Origin of the sequence: Aquimarina sp. Aq107 (genome assembly GCF_943733665.1) — a bacterium.
Classification (GTDB): domain Bacteria; phylum Bacteroidota; class Bacteroidia; order Flavobacteriales; family Flavobacteriaceae; genus Aquimarina.
This window is the reverse complement of sequence record NZ_OX030782.1, coordinates 2,652,501-2,671,992: the sequence shown is the minus strand read 5'-3', so window position 1 is coordinate 2,671,992 and position 19,492 is coordinate 2,652,501. Positions and strand designations below refer to the sequence as shown.

Sequence of the window (19,492 nt, the reverse complement as noted above, 5' to 3'; positions counted from 1 at the left end):
AGTTACTAAATTCTTAATCATGATAATTAAAAAGCCCAACTAGTAATTACTAGTTGGGCTTTTTAATTTGTATTATTAGATTCTTTTAAAAGACTAATTTTTCATATTATCTTTAACTAGGTTATAAAACTGATCAAATTTAGGATCAATTATAATACGAGTTATTGTTTCTATACCTTCCGTACCGTATTCACTTTTACCTAAAGATTCCATGCGTTTTGGATCTACTTTATAATCAGATTGAAGTACTCTAACTACTGATGCAGCTTGTCTAGAACTTAAATCCCAATTGTCAATTAGTTTTTTTCCATCAAGCTTTAGTGCATTGCTGTTTCCTTCTACTGTAATAGTAAGATTAGGATTTGCATTCAATGTAGCAGCTATTTTTTCTAAAGTTGGTTTCGCTTTATCATCTACAATATAATTTTTGTCATTTTCTCCAAAAAGAGTTGTATTAGGTAGAATTATAAATATAGTACTTCCGCTAATCTTTATATTATCGCCTCCAATGGCGTTTTTAAATTGACTAAATACAGCTAAATTCGTTGAATCATTAGCAGTAATAGCATCATTAATAACATTTAGTTGTCTATCTTTTGCTTTAATGATTTCTTGAGACGTTTGTAAGTTAGTAGCTTTTTTATTTGATAATTCAGTGAAACTATTCATGTTAGCCAAAAGACTAGCGTTGGTTTCTTTAAGATCAGCTACTTGCGCTTCCATAGTTTTAACCTTAGATTCGCTTACTCTTTCATTCTTTTTGGCTTCTGTGAGCTCTCCTTGGGTGCCTTTTAGTTCTTGTCTAAGCTTATCAATTTCCGCAATTAGGTCTTTCTTTTTTTGTGCATGTACAAACGAATTTGTAAATAATAGTACAGAGGCTAATAAAATAATTTTTCTCATTGGTTTAAGCGATTTGTTGCAGCAGCAAAAATAAAACAATTTTAGAAACTATATGTAGAAAGAAGAATTATGACTTTTTCAAAAGCTTTTCGGCATTAGCAATACTCAAATTAATTTGCTCTTTTAGCTTATTAACTTCTATTTCTTCTTCTTTTAGCAGTTTCATTTTTGCAGTAAACTTTTCCATGTCATCTGTTGTATTTTCTTCGCCGTGTGGGAATTTAGAGTTAAAATCACTCATCCAATCCATCATAAAATCATAAGAATCCTTAAGATCTTTTTGTGCTTTTTCATATGGTTTTCCAACGGAAGTGGTATCAATCTTATGTTCCAATTCCTTTATTAAAGAGCTCATAGATCCCATTTTAGGCATTACTTCATCGTGTACGTCAATTACTTTTTGCATCAAAGCATCGAACTCTTGCTCTTCTTGAGACAATTTGTTACACGCAAAGTTTGTTAGAAGTCCGGTAATTAATATTAAGAAATATATGTTTTTACTTTTCATTGGTCTTGGTTTTTAATAGTTCAAATGTATTACTTTTTTGAATATGTATTATTCTGATATATTATAGATTAGGAAATTTTACGAGATTGTTTTTTTCTTAGGTATTCCATTCCTAAAATTAATAATAGACTTGCTCCAAATAATGGGAATACTAACGATAGTAGTATAAGTAGGATTATAATTCCATATCCAACTTTAAAAGATGAAGGAACTTTTGGAACTCCCCAACTTTTTTTTCGTTTTCTTAATAAATAAGATAGAATGGCTGATACACTCATTATGGTTAACGTGATCGCAGTAAGAAGAATTAACCACCAATTAACGATGCCGAACTGACCTTGATGAAACGCCATAAACCACATTCTTGCGCGCATTAAAACTCCTACATCTTTCCAAGTAAGTTTTAGGATTGGTTCACCTGAGTATTGATCAAAATGTATTTTTTGTTGGGTGTTTAAATCTGAAGGGTTAAAGTTAGATACACTAAATATTCCTTTTGGTCCTTTAGGAAAACTTACTGTTACCTCACCAGGAAGTTTTAGTGTTTTAGCTTTAGAAACCATTTGATCTAATGTTAAGGGTGTTCTTCCGGTAATATTCGATTTTAGTTGGTCACCTCTCCAACCGATTGGGTATCCAGTATTGGTTAATTTTTGCGCAGTTTTGAAATTTTCTCCAAAAACATCTGTCCACGGAAAACCTCCTATTAAAATCATTACTAATAAAATAGATATCCAAAAACCTGAAATAGAATGAATATCTCTATAAAAAGTTCTACGGTCTAGGTTTGTTCTTGGGATAAAATATCCTTTTAATTTCCATCCTCTTTCTGGCCACCAAACATATAAGCCAGTAAGAATTAAAACAATCATCCAACTTGCAATTAATTCGATGATTTTAGTGCCAAATTTGCCCATTAACAATTCTCCGTGTAATTTTCGAACCGTATGCATATTTGTTTGTTTGGCAATGATCTCACCAGAAACGGTGCCCAAATATGGATTTATGAATAAACTACTCTTACCTCCAAACCTTCCTGAGACAAATTCTGTAGCGTGATTAAGAGATTTTGAGATAACCATTGAGTTTGGTTTTTTGATAGCTGTTTCATTAGCTATCTTCCATTGTTCTTGTAGAGAAATGGGACTATCCGTAATAACTACTTCTTTTATATGTTTCTGTCTCGGAGTCTCATAATCAGATTTAAATAAATAAATAATTCCTGTAATAGAAAGTATTAGAATAAATGGAAGAGATATTAATCCTGCGATAAAATGCCATTTCCAAAGCCATTTATTAAGTTTTGAATTTTTTTTCATGATTGTAGAATTATCAGTGGTTGATAAAAAGATCTACTGCCATTATTTTCTATTACCCCACAATAGAAAATAATATGTGTAAACCAATTGTAGAGATGTCGACTCTTTAAACACATATTTACTATGACAGTAGATCATAACTATATTTTAGAAACTTCTGGTTTTAAAAATTATATCGAACTCCAAGATGAAAAGCTCTTGGGTTTCCTATTGTAAAACTATTTTCGCTTCTAAACACATTATATGAGGCTCTTGCGGCATATAATTCATCAAGAATATTTAAAGCGTGTCCCCATAACTCAATTCCCTTATAGTTTACTGATGCCCTAAGGTTAAAAATAGTATGACCATTATAAGTAGCTGTACCAAAAGAACCATCATCGTTTTGTACTTGATTCTCAAAGCTAGTATTATAACTTCCTACCAGTTCATGCTCTCCTGTAATACTAAAACCAATGTTTCCAAAATCCTTGCGATAGGTAATAGCAGAAGTCCCTAATAAACTAGGAGCAGTTTCTCTTTCTGTGTCAGAATAATCTACACCTGAATCAAAAAAGTCTATATATTCATGCTTCGCATAACTACCGTTGTGTGAAATGGATAATTCTTTGAGAATTTTATAAGTAATCCCGTATTCTACTCCGTAAGATCTAGTTTTACCTGCATTAGTATTAAAGAAATTGTCATCTTCATCCCTTAGTGTGATAAGTGTGTTTTTTCCTTCTAAAACATATATAGCAGCATCTAAAGTAAGTTTTGCCGGAATCGTATAATACCCACCAATTTCGTAGTTATTATATCTACTTGGTTTTATACCTTGTAATTGATTACTGTTTCTGTATAATGTAGAAACCTGAGGAGGAGTAAACCCTTGAGAATAATTAGCATAGATACCGGTCTGACCCGAAAAGTTGTAGTTGATTCCAAGTTTAGGAGTAAGATTATTAAAATTATCTACGGTATCTTCTACACCTACAATACCATCTGCCTGATTGTTATAATCATATTTAAATCCATCATAGCGAATTGCGGCAGTTACTTTTAAAGGCGCTATTGGTGATATTTCATATTGTAGAAACCCTGCATAATTAAAAATGTCTGCTTTATAATTTAATATGAAATCTCCTGAATTGATTGTAAAATCTGTATTCCTCCCAGTTTCTGTATCAACTATAACACTAGTAGTTTCTGCTACATATTTTTGTGGAGAAAAATCACCCGTAGCACCTAGTATTAAAGAAGAATTGGCAAAATTAAAATCTAGTTTATGCTGTATTAAACCCACAAAACTCTTAAATTGATTAGAGTTTATTTCTCCAGAACCAAATCCAGTTAACTGACCTTGATCTCTAAATTGACGAACTCTGTATGATGGATTTTGATCCATCGTATTATCTCTGAAAATAAAATTAAAAGAAGTTTTGTTTCGATCATTCCAGAATTTATCTAGTGAGGTTCTTAGTCTAAAAGCTAGTGCTTCTCGTTCCGTAAAAGTTTGATCGCTTTCAAAGTTTCCTCCTAAATAATCAGATTCACTTAAAGAACCAGTCATATCTGATCTGTAATCTACAATATCTAGAACAGTTGTCCATTTTGTAGTTTCAGAAAAATCGTACACGGTCTTAAATGTTACCGCTAGTTTTTCGTAATCACTATGTTCTATGGGGCCATTTTTTCGTTGTACATAATGTCCTCCTAAATAAAACCCAAACTTGTCACTGGTTTTATTCGAAACCTCTAATTCATAACGAGTTAATCCAATATCATTAGTCTGGAACCCTAAACTACCACTAAGGTTTTTTGTAGGGTTCTTAGTAATAAAATTAAAACTACCTCCAATAGACTCGCTACCGTAAATACTGGATGCCGGTCCTTTTAGTACTTCTATGCGATCATAAGAAATATCATTCATTTCTAATAATGCGTTATGATTAAATACAGAAGTTGGACGTATTTGCAATCCATCTTCTAGATATAAAAACAATGCTTTTGTAGAAATAGGAGATCGGACCGCCATGAAATGTTGTTCATTGCTAGCAGCCCTAGAAGTTGACATAAAAACTCCAGGAACTTGATTAACCAATTGATCAATACCAAAAGCTTTTGTCTCTTCTATAGTTTTTGCAGATATGGTAGCGATAGACCCAGGAACATCAGAACGTTTTTGGATTTCTCTACTTGCAGAGGTAACAAAAACTTCTTCTAACGCTACATTATCAATAGATAAGCGGATAATATTAACGCCACTAGTAAGAGAGACTTTTTTAGTTGTATATCCTAAAAAGCTAATGGTAACTTGATTTGAGTTTAGGAGTGTTATTGTAAAGTTCCCATTAATATCGCTCATTACTCCATTTGTAGTCGTGTTAGATGCTATTATTGTTGCTCCTGTTAGTGGGTTGTTAGAATTGTCTACAACTTTTCCTTGAAAAGATTGTGCGTAACTATGAATTCCATAAATAAGGAATATAGCTAACATTAGTATGTTTTTCATTAAATAATTTGTGTGGGTTATTTTTAAGTAAGAATGTTGACATATGGGTATATGTAATTCCACTTAAATCCACTTTATATAATAGATTTTCTATTATATAAAACGGTTAAATAACATTTTGTTTATAAAAAATGATATATAGAATCCTAAGGTCAAGAAGAAATCTTAACTAAGTTCTATATTATGATATCACTTTAGAAGTGATTAAGAAAAGGAAACTTCTGGTGGGCGATCAATATTATTGGAAACATTTTTAGTATGAACACTAATAGGTTTCCAGTTGGAAGTGTTTTTAAAATAGAATTGTGAAATGTTTTTAATTCGGATGGTATTATCTTCAAAAAAGAGTGGAATAAAAGCCTCTACTATTACGGTTAAAGAATTGTTTTTAGTATCGGAAGTTGTTTTGCTCATTTTCATTTGAGTCATTAGATAACATTTTCCGTTACAGTTTAGTTTGGGTCTTTCTTTATTAACACAATATTTCTCTATAATTGTATCAATATTTAGTTGGTAATATAGTACATTACTCATTTCTATTGCAGGTCTTAAGGCAAAAGCAGTGAATATTAATATAGAAAAAAAGACTCTCAATTAAGGGGATTTCAAATTTGCTGCAAATATACTATTCTTCTTAAAAGAAATATAAAATCGAATCTTAAAAATTGCCGAAAATATAGTTAATATCTGAACTGAAAAAGATCATCAATTAAGAGTGTTTTGATAAAGAAATTCTAGAAAATTAGCAGTATTGAACATTACTGGTTAGCTGTTTGTGTTAGATCGGTTTTAGCGTTTTATTAAATAAAAATTCCCCAAGCTTTAAAACTTGAGGAATATATTTTATAATAATTTATGTATAAAATTATCTATGAATTGTCTGAGTCCTATCTGGTCCAACGGAAACAATAGTTATTGGTGTTTCTAATTCTTTTTCCAAGAAATCGATGTATTCATTTAACTCTTTTGGGAACTCTGATTTATCAGACATTTTAGTAAGATCTTCTGACCAACCTTTCATTTCTGTATATACCGGAGTTACATTTTCTGGTTCAATGTTGTAGGGTAGGTGAGTGATCGTTTCTCCTTTATATTTATATGCAGTACATACTTTAAGAGTTTTGAAACCACTTAATACATCACCTTTCATCATCATTAATTGAGTAACTCCATTAACGTGAACAGCGTATTTTAATGCTACCAAATCTAACCATCCGCATCTTCGTGCTCTTCCGGTTGTAGCTCCAAATTCATTACCTACACGACCCATAGTTTCTCCATCCTCATCAAACAATTCTGTTGGGAATGGTCCACTTCCTACACGAGTGGTATACGCTTTAAAAATTCCAAATACTTCTTTGATTTTATTAGGAGCAACTCCTAGTCCTGTACAAGCTCCAGCAGCTGTTGTGTTTGAAGATGTTACAAAAGGATATGTTCCAAAATCTATATCTAGTAAAGATCCTTGAGCTCCTTCTGCCAATATCTTCTTACCATCTCTCTGTGCTTGGTACAGATATTCTTCACTATCAATAAAAGTCAAAGATTTTAAAGTTTCTATAGCAGTAAAAAACTCATTTTCTAGTTCTTCTAAATCATATTCGATTTTTGCATCGTAGAAATCTATCATAGCCTCGTGCTTGTTAGCAAGATTTCTATAGCGTTCTTTCCAATCACTTAGTTCTAGATCTCCTACACGGATACCATTTCTACCAGTCTTATCCATGTAAGTTGGTCCAATACCTTTTAGAGTAGAACCAATTTTTGCTTTTCCTTTAGAAGCTTCAGATGCTGCATCAAGAATTCTATGTGTTGGTAATATTAGATGTGCTTTTCTTGATATAACAAGTTTTGATTTATAATCTAAATTAAACTTAGCAAGATTATCTAATTCTTTTTTAAATATTACTGGGTCAATTACGACACCGTTACCTACTAAATTGATTGCTTTATCATGAAAAATTCCACTTGGAATCGTATGTAATACATGTTTGATACCATCAAATTCCAAAGTATGTCCTGCATTGGGTCCTCCTTGAAATCTCGCAATTATATCATAATTTTTTGTAAGAACGTCTACAATTTTTCCTTTACCTTCGTCTCCCCATTGAAGACCAAGTAATAAGTTTACCGCCATTAGTTTTCTTGATTAGTGGGTTTCTTTTTGGTTCCGTAGAAATATAATGAGTGATTTGTAATTTCTACATCAAAAATTTCTTCGATTGTTTTTTTTATGGATTGTATTCTTGGATCACAAAACTCCAGGACTTCACCACTATCAGTTAAAATAAGGTGATCATGTTGCCTGTCGAAATATGATTTTTCGTATTGTGCCTGACTTTGACCAAATTGATGTTTACGAACTAGTTTGCAATCTAATAGAAGCTCTATAGTGTTGTAGAGTGTAGCTCTACTAACACGATAGTTTTTGTTTTTCATTTTTATATAAAGTGATTCTATATCAAAATGTTCTTCACTTTCATAAATTTCCTGAAGTATAGCGTAGCGCTCAGGTGTTTTTCTATGACCATTTTCCTCTAGAAAACTAGTAAACACATTCTTAACGATATTCTGATCGTTTTGCGTAGTTGTTTTGGTACTCATAATGCTTAAAAAAGCAAATTTACATTATTTTTTACAAGTTAGAGTCCAAATTATAAATACTTATTAATAAAAAATAGAAAGAACTATTCTCTAATTACTTTATCAATTCCATTTACCTTAGAAAGGTTTTGAATAACTGTTTTTAAGGTGTTTTTGTTTTTAACACCTACAGTGATTTTACCTGTAAATACACCATCATTGGTGTCAAAGTTCATATTATAAATGGCAAGATGCATATTATTCGATATGATTTGGGTCACTTCATTCACAACGCCAATATTATCAATACCATTAAGTCTAATAACGGCTTTAAACACTTCTTGGCTAGAATCTATCCATTTTGCCTGAATAATACGATATGCATAATTGCTCTGTAGTTGTAAAGCATTAGGGCAATCTTTTTTATGAATTTTTATACCTTCATTAACTGTTATAAAACCAAAAACATTATCTCCAGCTATAGGATTACAACAATTGGATAGTTTGTATTCTAGTTTTTCAGAATCCTTACCAAATACTAAAAGATCATACTTAGACGTAATTTCATCTTTATTCACATCTTTGGCATTTCCTCGTCGAATTTTATTTTTAATAAAATTCATGAAGACATTACTACGTGTAGTAGCGAATTCTTTAATTTTTTGGTTATCAATAGTTCCGATACCAACTCTATAGAAAAGATCTTGACTAGTTTTGAGTTTAAAGTATAGAACCAGTTCGTTAACTACTTTTTCTCCCATGGTTATTTTTTGGGAGCGTAGTTTACGTTTAAGAACTACTTTTCCTTCTTCGGCTATCTGTTTCTTTTCATCACGTAAGGCAGATTTGATTTTAGATCTTGCTCTAGCGGTAGTTGCATAATCTAACCAGTTTGATGAAGGTTTTGATTTAGTAGAAGTAATAATTTCTACTTGATCTCCACTTTTAAGTTCATGACTTAGCGGAACTAATTTATTATTCACTCTAGCTCCTCTAGTTCTTAGTCCAACTTCTGTATGTACGCTAAAGCCAAAGTCCAATGCTGTTGCTCCTTTGGGCAAAGATTTTAAATCTCCTTCAGGAGTAAAGACAAAGATTTCTTTTGCATATAGATTAAGTTTAAATTCCTCCACGAAATCAACTGCGTTTGCTTCAGAATTTTCTAGTGCTTCTTGTAATCTATTTAACCAACCATCAAGCCCTTGATCTTGTTTTTCTTCGGTGTTTTTATATTTATAATGCGCTGCATATCCTTTTTCTGCAATTTCATGCATTCGTTCACTACGTATCTGCACTTCTACCCATTGGCTATCAGGACCAATTACAGTGATATGTAAGGCTTCATATCCCGTAGATTTTGGTTGAGAAATCCAATCCCTAAGTCGTATAGGATTTGGTCTATAATAGTCAGTAACTATAGTGTATATTTTCCAAGCAATGAATTTTTCGTTTTCTATATCATCTGCTTTGTATATGATTCTTATGGCAAATTTGTCATAAACTTCTTCAAATGAAATGTTTTGTTTCAGAATTTTACGTCTGATTGAAAAAATTGACTTTGGTCTTCCTTTAATTTCATAATCTAAGCCTTCCTTATCAAGTCCTTCTTTTATTTTATCAGAAAACCGTTTTATGTAAACATCTTGTTCTTCTTTACTCTCTTTGATTTTCTCTAAAATATCCTTGTAAACTTCGGGTTCAGTATATTTTAATCCTAGATCTTCTAATTCTGTTTTGATATTATAAAGACCTATTCTATGTGCCAAAGGAGCATAGATGTATAAGGTCTCTGACGCAATTTTAACTTGCTTGTCAGGACGCATTGCATCCATCGTTTGCATATTGTGTAAACGATCTGCTATTTTAATAATAATAACCCTTACATCATCATTAAGGGTAAGTAGCATTTTTCTGAAATTCTCAGCCTGAAGGGATATATCTTTATCTTTTTTTAGAGAAGATATTTTTGTTAACCCATCTACAATGCGAGCAACAGTATCTCCGAACATTTGTTCGATATCTACTAAGGTATATTCTGTATCCTCGACAACATCGTGAAGTAATGCTGCAGCTATAGAAGTTGCATCCAGTCCAATTTCGCTTGCTACAATTTTAGCAACAGCAATAGGGTGGAAGATATAGGCTTCTCCACTCTTACGTCTCTGATCTTTATGAGCATCTACAGCAATATCAAACGCTTGTCGTATTAGTTTTTTATCTTCTTTACTAAGATCTCTATAACTAATACGAAGCAATTCTTTGTATTGCTTAGCAATTTGTTTGTTTTCCTCTTCTATAGCGGCTTCTGTCATACTATAAAGTTTTCTTTGAAAGCCTATTTTTAATGTGACTGTGTGCTTACTTAATGGTTAAAAATATTTGATTCTAAACATCGAGTAAGAGTTAAAAATACAATTAAGAATTGTAACCACCAAGACTATCTTACCTCATTTATTTACGTATATTTTTAATCCTTTGTAAAAGAGTTGGATGTGAGTAATGAATGAACACCATAGCAGGATGTGGTGTCAGATTACTTAAGTTATTTTTTGATAATTTTTTTAAACTATTTATTAAGGCTTCACCATCATAAGAGCTTTTAGCATAGTCATCTGCTTGGTATTCAAAAGCTCTAGAAACAACATTCATAATAAGTCCAGTTATCTCAGATATTGGGCTATACAAGATTCCAAAAGCAACTAGTCCAATATGAAATGAAGGTATTTCTACACCTAATGCTTCTGAAAGAAGTGGGTTTGCAATAAATAAAGATAAAAACCATAGTGTTACTCCTGTGAGTAAAATTGATAAAAGAAGATTCATGATTACATGACGTTTTTTATAGTGCCCAACTTCGTGAGCTAGAACCGCTACAATTTCTTCTTTGTTAAGGTCTTTAATCAGTGTGTCATATAATGTGATTCTTTTTTCACTTCCTAAACCAGAAAAATAAGCATTCGCTTTAGTACTTCTTTTTGATCCATCAATTACAAAAATATCTCTTAATTGAAAACCAACGTTATTAGAATATTCTTGAATTGTATCTCTTAACTCACCTGGTTCTAAAGGTGTTTGTTTATTAAACAATGGAACTATCAATTTAGCATAGAACATATTCATAGCTAATGTAAAAATAGAAATTAATGCCCAGGCATAGACCCAAAAATATTTTCCGGTAATTTCATAAAACCACATAATTAATGCTAAAAGACCACCTCCAACAATGATCATCATAATAATCCCTTTGATTTTATCAATAAAAAAAGTTTTAATAGTTGTTTTATTAAACCCGAATTGTTCTTCTATAATAAAGGTTTTATAATATGCAGCAGGTGTCGATAGAATATCACTACTGATCATTATAATACCAAAAAATAGAAGTCCAACAATAATAGAGTTGTTTGAAAAACTTCTGGCGATATTATCTACCCAAGCAAAACCATCTAAGTAAAAGAATAAAAGCATGATGCATAAAGAAACTAAAGAAGATATTAGCTTAAACTTGTAATTAGCCTTTTTATAGGCTATTGATTTTTGATACTCATCTTCTGGGTAAACATCAGAGAGTTCATCAGGGATTTCGTTATTGTAATGTCTGGCGTTTAAAATATCCAGTAAAGAATCTATTAGAAATACTATTATAATAATAGCAATCAATAGTTGAAAGAGCGTGTTTGACGTCATTTGTATAGGTTTGTAGCTTTGGGATTTGTAGGTTTAGAAAGTTAGTGATTTTTTAAGTATCACACAACAAAATCACGTTGTCGTTTTGCTTCAAAAATTAGTATTCCTGCAGCTACTGAAACATTCATTGAATCTATAACACCACTCATTGGGATTTTAATATTTTGTGTGGTGTTATTTAACCACTCATCGGTTAAGCCCTTATCTTCTGTACCAACGACAATTGCAGTAGGTTTAGTATAATCTTGTGTGTAATAATTTTCAGAAGATTGTAATGCAGCTCCATATATATCAATACCTTGAGCAGTAAGAAAGGAGATAATTTCGGAAGTGGATCCAGTTGCTACATTATTTGTAAATACACACCCAACGCTTGATCTAATTATATTTGGGTTGTAGATATCTGTTCTTGGATTTGCAATTAGAACCGCATCTACTTTTGCAGCATCCGCAGTACGTAGCAATGCACCAATATTTCCCGGTTTTTCCGGGGATTCTGCAACTAAAATTAATGGATTTTTTGTTTCAAGAACTAAGTGTTGAAGTGATATTTCTTTGCATTTTGCAATTGCTATAATACCTTCGGTTGTAGATCGATGAGATAGTTTTTGATAAATTTCTAAGGTAATTTCAAATAAATCAATTTGGATATTCGTTTTTTTTAGAATTTCTATAACTTCTTCAGAAGAGATAATTGATGGGCAATAATATATATGTTCTATTTTGTATCCGCCAGAAATTGAAAGGGAAATCTCTCGTCTTCCTTCAATAAAAAAACGATTTTCCTTTTTACGAATCTTAGATTTTTCCTTAAGCTGATTTAAGAATTTTATTTTTGGATTTTGTATACTGGTAATTTGTTTAAGCATAGGAACAAATATACTAAGACAAGTATAAAATAAATTATAGAAAAGATATTTTTACGAAGCTAAGATTATAGATTTTAGGGGATACTAGCGTCATAAGCCAATTGTTTGTTAATCCCAGAAATTACGGATTAAGTTTTAGTTTTTTATAGATGTTTAGAAATGCAAAAACCCCATCACAATGATGAGGTTTTTACTATAAGTGAGAAAATATTTTATTTAAAAATTACTTTACTTTTTCTACAATTGCTTTAAAAGCTTCTGGGTTGTTCATAGCTAAATCAGCAAGAACCTTACGATTCAATTCGATATTATTAGCTTTTACTTTTCCCATGAATTGAGAATAAGACATACCGTGTATACGAGCTCCCGCATTAATACGAGTAATCCATAACGCACGGAAAGTTCTTTTTTTGTTTCTGCGGTCTCTATAAGCATATGACATTGCTTTATCAACTGCATTTTTTGCTACTGTCCAAACGTTTTTACGACGTCCGAAGTAACCTTTTGCTTGCTTAAGAACTCTTTTTCTTCTAGCTCTTTTTGCAACAGAATTTACTGATCTTGGCATAATTTTAAATTTTTTAGTAGTAGGCGGTCAATAAATTGACTCTTTGTCTTTTTGTTAATCCGAGTTCTAAATATTTAGTTCTCCAATTTTCTAAAGGCCCAACTCCTGGGTTTGTAATAATTTTAACCTGATTAAAAAGCGACTACTTTAAACGTAATTGTTCTTTAATACTATTTTCATCGCTTTTGTGCACTAACGTAGAGTGCGTTAAAGCTAGCTTACGCTTTTTAGATTTTTTTGTCAGAATATGACTCTTAAAAGCGTGCTTTCTTTTGATTTTACCAGTACCGGTAAGCTTGAAACGCTTCTTAGCACTGGATTTTGTTTTCATTTTAGGCATTGTATCCTTGTTTTTATAATAATCTCACTTATTATCTTTAGAGCTTTCTTTAAAAAAAAGCTTCTTTTTTTATTTTGATTTCTTTGGAGCAATGAACATAATCATTCTCTTACCTTCTAATTTAGGCATTTGTTCTACTTTACCATAATCTTCCAGTTCTTGAGCAAGTCTTAATAATAAGATTTGACCTTGATCTTTATAGATTATAGAACGACCTTTAAAGAAAACGTATGCTTTTAATTTAGCTCCTTCACTTAAGAATTTAATTGCGTGTTTTTTCTTAAACTCGTAATCATGTTCGTCTGTGTTAGGTCCAAATCTAATCTCCTTTATAGTGACTTTAGTCGCTTTGGTTTTAAGAGCCTTGTCCCTTTTTTTCTGTTCGTATAAGAACTTTTTATAGTCCATTATTTTACAAACAGGAGGTACCGCTTTTGGAGAAATTTCTACAAGATCCAATTCTTGCTCTTCAGCAAGTGCTAGTGCTTTTTTGGTTGGATATACACCAACTTCTACATTGTCGCCTACAAGACGTACTTCGTCAACCCTAATCTTATGATTGATTCTGTGAGCATCTTCTTTAATTACTCTTAGTGGTTTCTGAGACCTTCTTCTTCTTATTGCTATGACTTCAAAATTTAAATTAAACTTAAAATTTATTTTATTATCCGTTAAATGGTTTTAACGTTCTATTTATTTCTTCGGTGATTATTTCAGTGAACTTTTCAATACTAATAGCTCCAATATCTTCTCCACCATGTTTTCTAACAGATATTGTGTTATCTTTTTCTTCTTGCTCCCCTACAATAACAATGTAAGGAATTTTTTTCATTTCTGCCTCTCTAATTTTCTTACCCATAGTTTCGTTTCTGTGGTCGGCAAGGGCGCGAATTTCGTTATTTTCTAACAAATTTAAAACTTTTTCAGCGTATTTTTCATATTTCTCACTGATTGATAGGACAATAACTTGTTCAGGCATTAGCCACAAAGGGAAGTTACCAGCTGTATGCTCTAATAAAATAGCTATAAATCTTTCCATGCTACCAAATGGTGCTCTATGGATCATTATTGGTCTATGCATTTCGTTATCACTGCCTTTGTATTCAAGATCAAAACGCTCCGGTAGGTTATAGTCTACTTGTATAGTTCCTAATTGCCAACTTCTTCCTAAAGCATCCTTTACCATAAAGTCAAGTTTAGGTCCATAAAAAGCAGCTTCACCAGTTTCGATAATATAATCAAGACCTTTATCTTTTGCGGCACTTATAATTGCATTTTCTGCTTTTTCCCAGTTTTCCACATCTCCAATGTACTTTTCAGGATTATCAGGATCTCTTAATGATACTTGTGCTGTAAAATTTTCAAAACCTAAAGAACCAAAAACATATAAAACAAGATCTATAACCTTTTTGAACTCATCATCTAATTGATCAGGTGTACAAAATATATGTGCATCATCTTGCGTAAATCCACGAACTCGTGTAAGTCCATGAAGCTCACCGCTTTGTTCGTATCTATAAACGGTCCCAAATTCTGCGTATCGTATAGGTAAATCCCTGTAGGACCAAGGACCACTTTTGTATATTTCACAATGATGAGGACAGTTCATTGGTTTAAGCAAAAATTCCTCTCCATCTGCGGGAGTATTTATCGGTTGAAAACTATCTTCACCATATTTAGCATAATGACCAGAAGTAACATATAGTTCCTTTTGACCAATATGAGGTGTAACCACCATTTCGTATCCAGCTTTTTTCTGAGCTTTTTTTAAGAACTGCTCTAAACGTTCGCGTAAAGCAGCACCTTTAGGTAACCATAAAGGTAGCCCTTGACCAACTCTCTGCGAAAATGTAAAGAATCCTAATTCCTTTCCAAGTTTTCTATGGTCACGCTTCTTAGCTTCTTCTAGTAGTGTTAGATGTTCTTTAAGTTCTTTTTGTTTTGGGAATGAAGTTCCGTAAACCCTTGTGAGTTGTTTGTTTTTTTCGTCACCTCTCCAATACGCACCTGCAACACTCATTATTTTAACGGCCTTGATCAAACCAGTATTAGGAATATGTCCTCCTCGGCATAAATCGGTAAAAGTATCATGATCACAGAATGTGATAGTTCCATCTTCTAGATTCTCTATCAATTCTAGTTTGTATTCGTTTCCTTCCTTTTTATATTTAGCGAGAGCGTCAGACTTAGAAACAGATCTCATTTTAAATTCATGTTTCCCTCTAGCAATTTCTAACATTTTGTCTTCAATTGCTTTAAAGTCTTTTTCCGAAATAGTTTTGTCTCCTAAGTCTACATCATAATAAAAACCATTATCTATAGCTGGTCCAATAGATAATTTAACTCCTGGATACAGTTCTTCTAAAGCTTGCGCAAGAACATGAGAAGTAGAGTGCCTAAAGGCTTGCTTTCCTTCTTGATCTCTCCAGGTGAACAAAACCAAATTTCCATCGGTGGTTAATTCCGTTGAGGTTTCTATAATAGTGCCATTGAATTTTGCAGAAATAACATTTCTTGCAAATCCCTCACTGATGTCTTTTGCAACATCCATAGCAGTGATGCTTTCACTGAACTCTCTAACCGAACCATCCGGTAATGTAATCTTGATCATTATTCTTCAAATTATAATAGACAAAGATAATACGATAATAAAATCCTCACAATAATTAATGACTAGATTTATCAAAATATTAATGTGCTAATATCTGTTGTAAAAACCAATTTAATAGATATTTTTAGTTGTTGGTTAAATGTGGTATAATAATAAGGACAGGATGTTATTTGGTTTGATATTGTTATTTTGATTTAGTGTTGATTGTTTTCTATTTTTTTTATTTGTGTAAACCGTATGTTTCTAGGTTGTTATAAAAAGATTAAAATTTTCTTCAAAAAAGTTGTTGTTGATTAGAAAAAGGGTTGTATGTTTGCACCCGCAAAACGGGATATTGTTTTGTTAAGTTCATTGAGATTATTTTTGTTTGTTTGGGTCAGGTTTTACTGGGGTTTAGATGCTTTTGTAGATTTGGTTCGGGGTTCAAAAAAAACTTTAATTTTTTTTAAAAAAAGTTTTGCAGGATTAAAAAGAGGTTGTATATTTGCACCCGCTTTGAGAAACAAGCGAAGTTCATAAGAATAAAAGTTGTACTGGAGTAGAGTGATTAGGTTCATTTATAGGGTTCGATTCCTTGTTAATTTTCGATTAACGACCGGCAATGAAGATTGTTTTCGGTTAGTTAAAAAAGTTCATTGATATATTGATTGACAGCGCGTATTATGGTTGTATTTATTTACGATCATTTTACAATAAGAATTAAGACTAGAAGCATTTTTGAGATACGATTTAAAATTCCTGTTGTTATTGTTAAATAATATTTAAGAATACACGATGAAGAGTTTGATCCTGGCTCAGGATGAACGCTAGCGGCAGGCTTAACACATGCAAGTCGAGGGGTAACGTGAGTGCTTGCACTTGACGACGACCGGCGCACGGGTGCGTAACGCGTATAGAACCTACCTTATAGTAAGGGATAGCCCAGAGAAATTTGGATTAATACCTTATAGTATGATAAGATGGCATCATTTAATCATTAAAGATTTATTGCTATAAGATGGCTATGCGTTCTATTAGCTAGTTGGTATGGTAACGGCATACCAAGGCAACGATAGATAGGGGTCCTGAGAGGGAGATCCCCCACACTGGTACTGAGACACGGACCAGACTCCTACGGGAGGCAGCAGTGAGGAATATTGGACAATGGAGGCAACTCTGATCCAGCCATGCCGCGTGTAGGAAGACTGCCCTATGGGTTGTAAACTACTTTTATAGAGGAAGAAACAGTTCCACGTGTGGAACTCTGACGGTACTCTACGAATAAGGATCGGCTAACTCCGTGCCAGCAGCCGCGGTAATACGGAGGATCCAAGCGTTATCCGGAATCATTGGGTTTAAAGGGTCCGTAGGCGGGTCTGTAAGTCAGTGGTGAAAGTTTTCGGCTCAACCGGAAAATTGCCATTGATACTGCAGGTCTTGAATCATTATGAAGTGGTTAGAATAAGTAGTGTAGCGGTGAAATGCATAGATATTACTTAGAATACCGATTGCGAAGGCAGATCACTAATAATGTATTGACGCTAAGGGACGAAAGCGTGGGTAGCGAACAGGATTAGATACCCTGGTAGTCCACGCCGTAAACGATGGTTACTAGCTGTTCGGACTTCGGTCTGAGTGGCTAAGCGAAAGTGATAAGTAACCCACCTGGGGAGTACGTTCGCAAGAATGAAACTCAAAGGAATTGACGGGGGCCCGCACAAGCGGTGGAGCATGTGGTTTAATTCGATGATACGCGAGGAACCTTACCAGGGCTTAAATGTAGTATGACAGGTTTAGAGATAGACTTTTCTTCGGACATATTACAAGGTGCTGCATGGTTGTCGTCAGCTCGTGCCGTGAGGTGTCAGGTTAAGTCCTATAACGAGCGCAACCCCTGTTGTTAGTTGCCAGCGAGTAATGTCGGGAACTCTAGCAAGACTGCCGGTGCAAACCGCGAGGAAGGTGGGGATGACGTCAAATCATCACGGCCCTTACGTCCTGGGCCACACACGTGCTACAATGGTAGGTACAGAGAGCAGCCACTGGGTGACCAGGAGCGAATCTATAAAACCTATCACAGTTCGGATCGGAGTCTGCAACTCGACTCCGTGAAGCTGGAATCGCTAGTAATCGGATATCAGCCATGATCCGGTGAATACGTTCCCGGGCCTTGTACACACCGCCCGTCAAGCCATGGAAGCTGGGGGTACCTGAAGTCCGTCACCGTAAGGAGCGGCCTAGGGTAAAACTGGTAACTGGGGCTAAGTCGTAACAAGGTAGCCGTACCGGAAGGTGCGGCTGGAACACCTCCTTTCTAGAGAAAGACGATACTCAGGAATTGTTATTTTGAGGTGTTTTTAGTCTTAAGCTGTTAATTAATTAAACAATAGTTGTTAGTTTTTGGTTGTTAGTTGTTAGTATTTTTTTTAAAATATTTATAACGATCAACAAAAAACCACCAACCATCAACTATGAAGAAGTCTCATAGCTCAGCTGGTTAGAGCGCTACACTGATAATGTAGAGGTCGGCAGTTCGAGTCTGCCTGAGACTACTAAGTCTACGGACTTAAAATTAGTTCATTGATTATATTACTGAAAGGAAATTTTAGAAGTTGAGAATTCATTACTTCATCATTCGGGATTCTGAATTCGACATTTAGGATTTCATTAATGGGGGATTAGCTCAGCTGGCTAGAGCGCCTGCCTTGCACGCAGGAGGTCATCGGTTCGACTCCGATATTCTCCACAATTCTTTAGATATAGGGATTGATAGTTGCTAAAACACAGGATTCACAAGTTGAAAAAGTTTTTGGTTTCATTGATTTTTATATTGATTATAGGAAAAACGTTCATTGACATATTGATTTAAAGAATACGAGCGTTAGATGTTCTCACAGGAGACATTTAACGACAAAAATAAAAGAGTGATGATATTTATTTATCATCAAAAACTAAAAGAGCAAGTTAAAGCAAGACGCATAAGCTAATTAAGGGCGTATGGGGAATGCCTAGGCTCTCAGAGGCGATGAAGGACGTGATAAGCTGCGAAAAGCTGTGGGGAGTGGCACATACACTATGATCCGCAGATATCCGAATGGGGCAACCCGGCATATTGAAGATATGTCACCTAGCAATAGGAGCGAACCCGGAGAACTGAAACATCTAAGTACCCGGAGGAGAAGAAAACAATAGTGATTCCGTTAGTAGTGGCGAGCGAACGCGGATTAGCCCAAACCAGTATTGTTACGGCAATGCTGGGGTTGTAGGACCACGTTATAAGATGTATATTGAATTAGAACAGTTTGGAAAGACTGACCACAGAGGGTGATAGTCCCGTATAGGTAAGATATATTGATTTAGTGGTATCCTGAGTAGTGCGGGGCACGTGTAACCCTGTATGAATCTGTCGGGACCATCCGATAAGGCTAAATACTCCTGAGAGACCGATAGTGAACCAGTACCGTGAGGGAAAGGTGAAAAGAACCCTGAATAAGGGAGTGAAATAGATCCTGAAACCATACGCTTACAAGCGGTCGGAGGCCTTCGGGCTGACGGCGTGCCTTTTGCATAATGAGCCTACGAGTTACTTTTACTAGCAAGGTTAATCCGTTAAGCGGAGCAGCCGTAGCGAAAG

The 19,492-nt window shown here is 33.8% G+C and carries 14 protein-coding genes, 2 tRNA genes and 2 rRNA genes (1 of these 18 running past the window's edge); 4 read left to right on the top strand and 14 right to left on the bottom strand.

Annotated features, from left to right (window positions below; translation table 11 throughout):
- Window positions 1-93: 93 nt before the first annotated feature.
- The 14 genes from NMK29_RS11315 to thrS form a co-directional block, all read right to left on the bottom strand.
- On the bottom strand, window positions 94-903 hold the full coding sequence (locus NMK29_RS11315) for an OmpA family protein (RefSeq protein ID WP_108805564.1): 810 nt from the start codon (window positions 901-903) through the stop codon (window positions 94-96).
- A gap of 67 nt (window positions 904-970) precedes the next feature.
- The gene (locus tag NMK29_RS11310) at window positions 971-1,411 is read right to left on the bottom strand and encodes a hypothetical protein (protein ID WP_108805565.1); all 441 of its coding nucleotides are present in this window, start codon (window positions 1,409-1,411) and stop codon (window positions 971-973) included.
- Window positions 1,412-1,479: 68 nt separating this feature from the next.
- Complete coding sequence (locus NMK29_RS11305; RefSeq protein WP_108805566.1) at window positions 1,480-2,730, bottom strand: PepSY domain-containing protein; 1,251 nt, start codon at window positions 2,728-2,730, stop codon at window positions 1,480-1,482.
- 163 nt (window positions 2,731-2,893) lie between these two features.
- A complete protein-coding gene (locus NMK29_RS11300; protein WP_108805567.1) occupies window positions 2,894-5,224 on the bottom strand; it encodes a TonB-dependent receptor in 2,331 nt (776 codons plus the stop codon).
- A gap of 204 nt (window positions 5,225-5,428) precedes the next feature.
- Entirely contained in the window at window positions 5,429-5,818 is a 390-nt protein-coding gene (locus NMK29_RS11295) for a hypothetical protein (protein WP_159092369.1), read from the bottom strand.
- A gap of 271 nt (window positions 5,819-6,089) precedes the next feature.
- On the bottom strand, window positions 6,090-7,361 hold the full coding sequence (locus tag NMK29_RS11290; RefSeq protein WP_108805569.1) for an adenylosuccinate synthase: 1,272 nt from the start codon (window positions 7,359-7,361) through the stop codon (window positions 6,090-6,092).
- Window positions 7,361-7,828 (bottom strand): Fur family transcriptional regulator, encoded by a 468-nt coding sequence (locus NMK29_RS11285; RefSeq protein ID WP_027394175.1) that lies wholly within the window; start codon window positions 7,826-7,828, stop codon window positions 7,361-7,363. The genes NMK29_RS11290 and NMK29_RS11285 overlap by 1 nt, the downstream gene beginning before the upstream one ends.
- 83 nt (window positions 7,829-7,911) lie before the next feature.
- The gene (locus NMK29_RS11280; protein ID WP_108805570.1) at window positions 7,912-10,119 is read right to left on the bottom strand and encodes a bifunctional (p)ppGpp synthetase/guanosine-3',5'-bis(diphosphate) 3'-pyrophosphohydrolase; all 2,208 of its coding nucleotides are present in this window, start codon (window positions 10,117-10,119) and stop codon (window positions 7,912-7,914) included.
- 139 nt (window positions 10,120-10,258) lie between these two features.
- On the bottom strand, window positions 10,259-11,491 hold the full coding sequence (locus NMK29_RS11275; protein ID WP_108805571.1) for a M48 family metallopeptidase: 1,233 nt from the start codon (window positions 11,489-11,491) through the stop codon (window positions 10,259-10,261).
- Between the two features lie 59 nt (window positions 11,492-11,550).
- Window positions 11,551-12,360 carry an RNA methyltransferase gene (locus NMK29_RS11270; protein ID WP_108805572.1) on the bottom strand — a complete coding sequence of 270 codons (810 nt, stop codon included), beginning with the start codon at window positions 12,358-12,360 and terminating at the stop codon, window positions 11,551-11,553.
- 223 nt (window positions 12,361-12,583) lie between these two features.
- Window positions 12,584-12,928, bottom strand: a complete 345-nt coding sequence (gene rplT, locus NMK29_RS11265) for a 50S ribosomal protein L20 (protein WP_027394179.1) — start codon at window positions 12,926-12,928, stop codon at window positions 12,584-12,586.
- Between the two features lie 142 nt (window positions 12,929-13,070).
- Window positions 13,071-13,268 (bottom strand): 50S ribosomal protein L35, encoded by a 198-nt coding sequence (rpmI, locus tag NMK29_RS11260; protein ID WP_027394180.1) that lies wholly within the window; start codon window positions 13,266-13,268, stop codon window positions 13,071-13,073.
- Between the two features lie 69 nt (window positions 13,269-13,337).
- Window positions 13,338-13,853 carry a translation initiation factor IF-3 gene (gene infC / locus NMK29_RS11255; protein WP_255411848.1) on the bottom strand — a complete coding sequence of 172 codons (516 nt, stop codon included), beginning with the start codon at window positions 13,851-13,853 and terminating at the stop codon, window positions 13,338-13,340.
- 79 nt (window positions 13,854-13,932) lie between these two features.
- Window positions 13,933-15,879 carry a threonine--tRNA ligase gene (thrS, locus tag NMK29_RS11250; RefSeq protein ID WP_108805574.1) on the bottom strand — a complete coding sequence of 649 codons (1,947 nt, stop codon included), beginning with the start codon at window positions 15,877-15,879 and terminating at the stop codon, window positions 13,933-13,935.
- Between the two features lie 771 nt (window positions 15,880-16,650).
- Here thrS and NMK29_RS11245 point away from each other — a divergent pair.
- From NMK29_RS11245 to NMK29_RS11230, 4 genes are all read left to right on the top strand, one after another.
- Window positions 16,651-18,172: ribosomal RNA gene (locus NMK29_RS11245) — 16S ribosomal RNA — on the top strand.
- 164 nt (window positions 18,173-18,336) lie between these two features.
- Window positions 18,337-18,410: transfer RNA gene (locus NMK29_RS11240), tRNA-Ile, on the top strand.
- Window positions 18,411-18,530: 120 nt separating this feature from the next.
- A tRNA-Ala gene (locus NMK29_RS11235) sits at window positions 18,531-18,604 on the top strand.
- A gap of 230 nt (window positions 18,605-18,834) precedes the next feature.
- Window positions 18,835-19,492 (top strand): 23S ribosomal RNA (locus tag NMK29_RS11230); it runs 2,164 nt beyond the window's last position.
- The 16S and 23S rRNA genes sit together here with 2 tRNA genes alongside, the layout of an rRNA operon.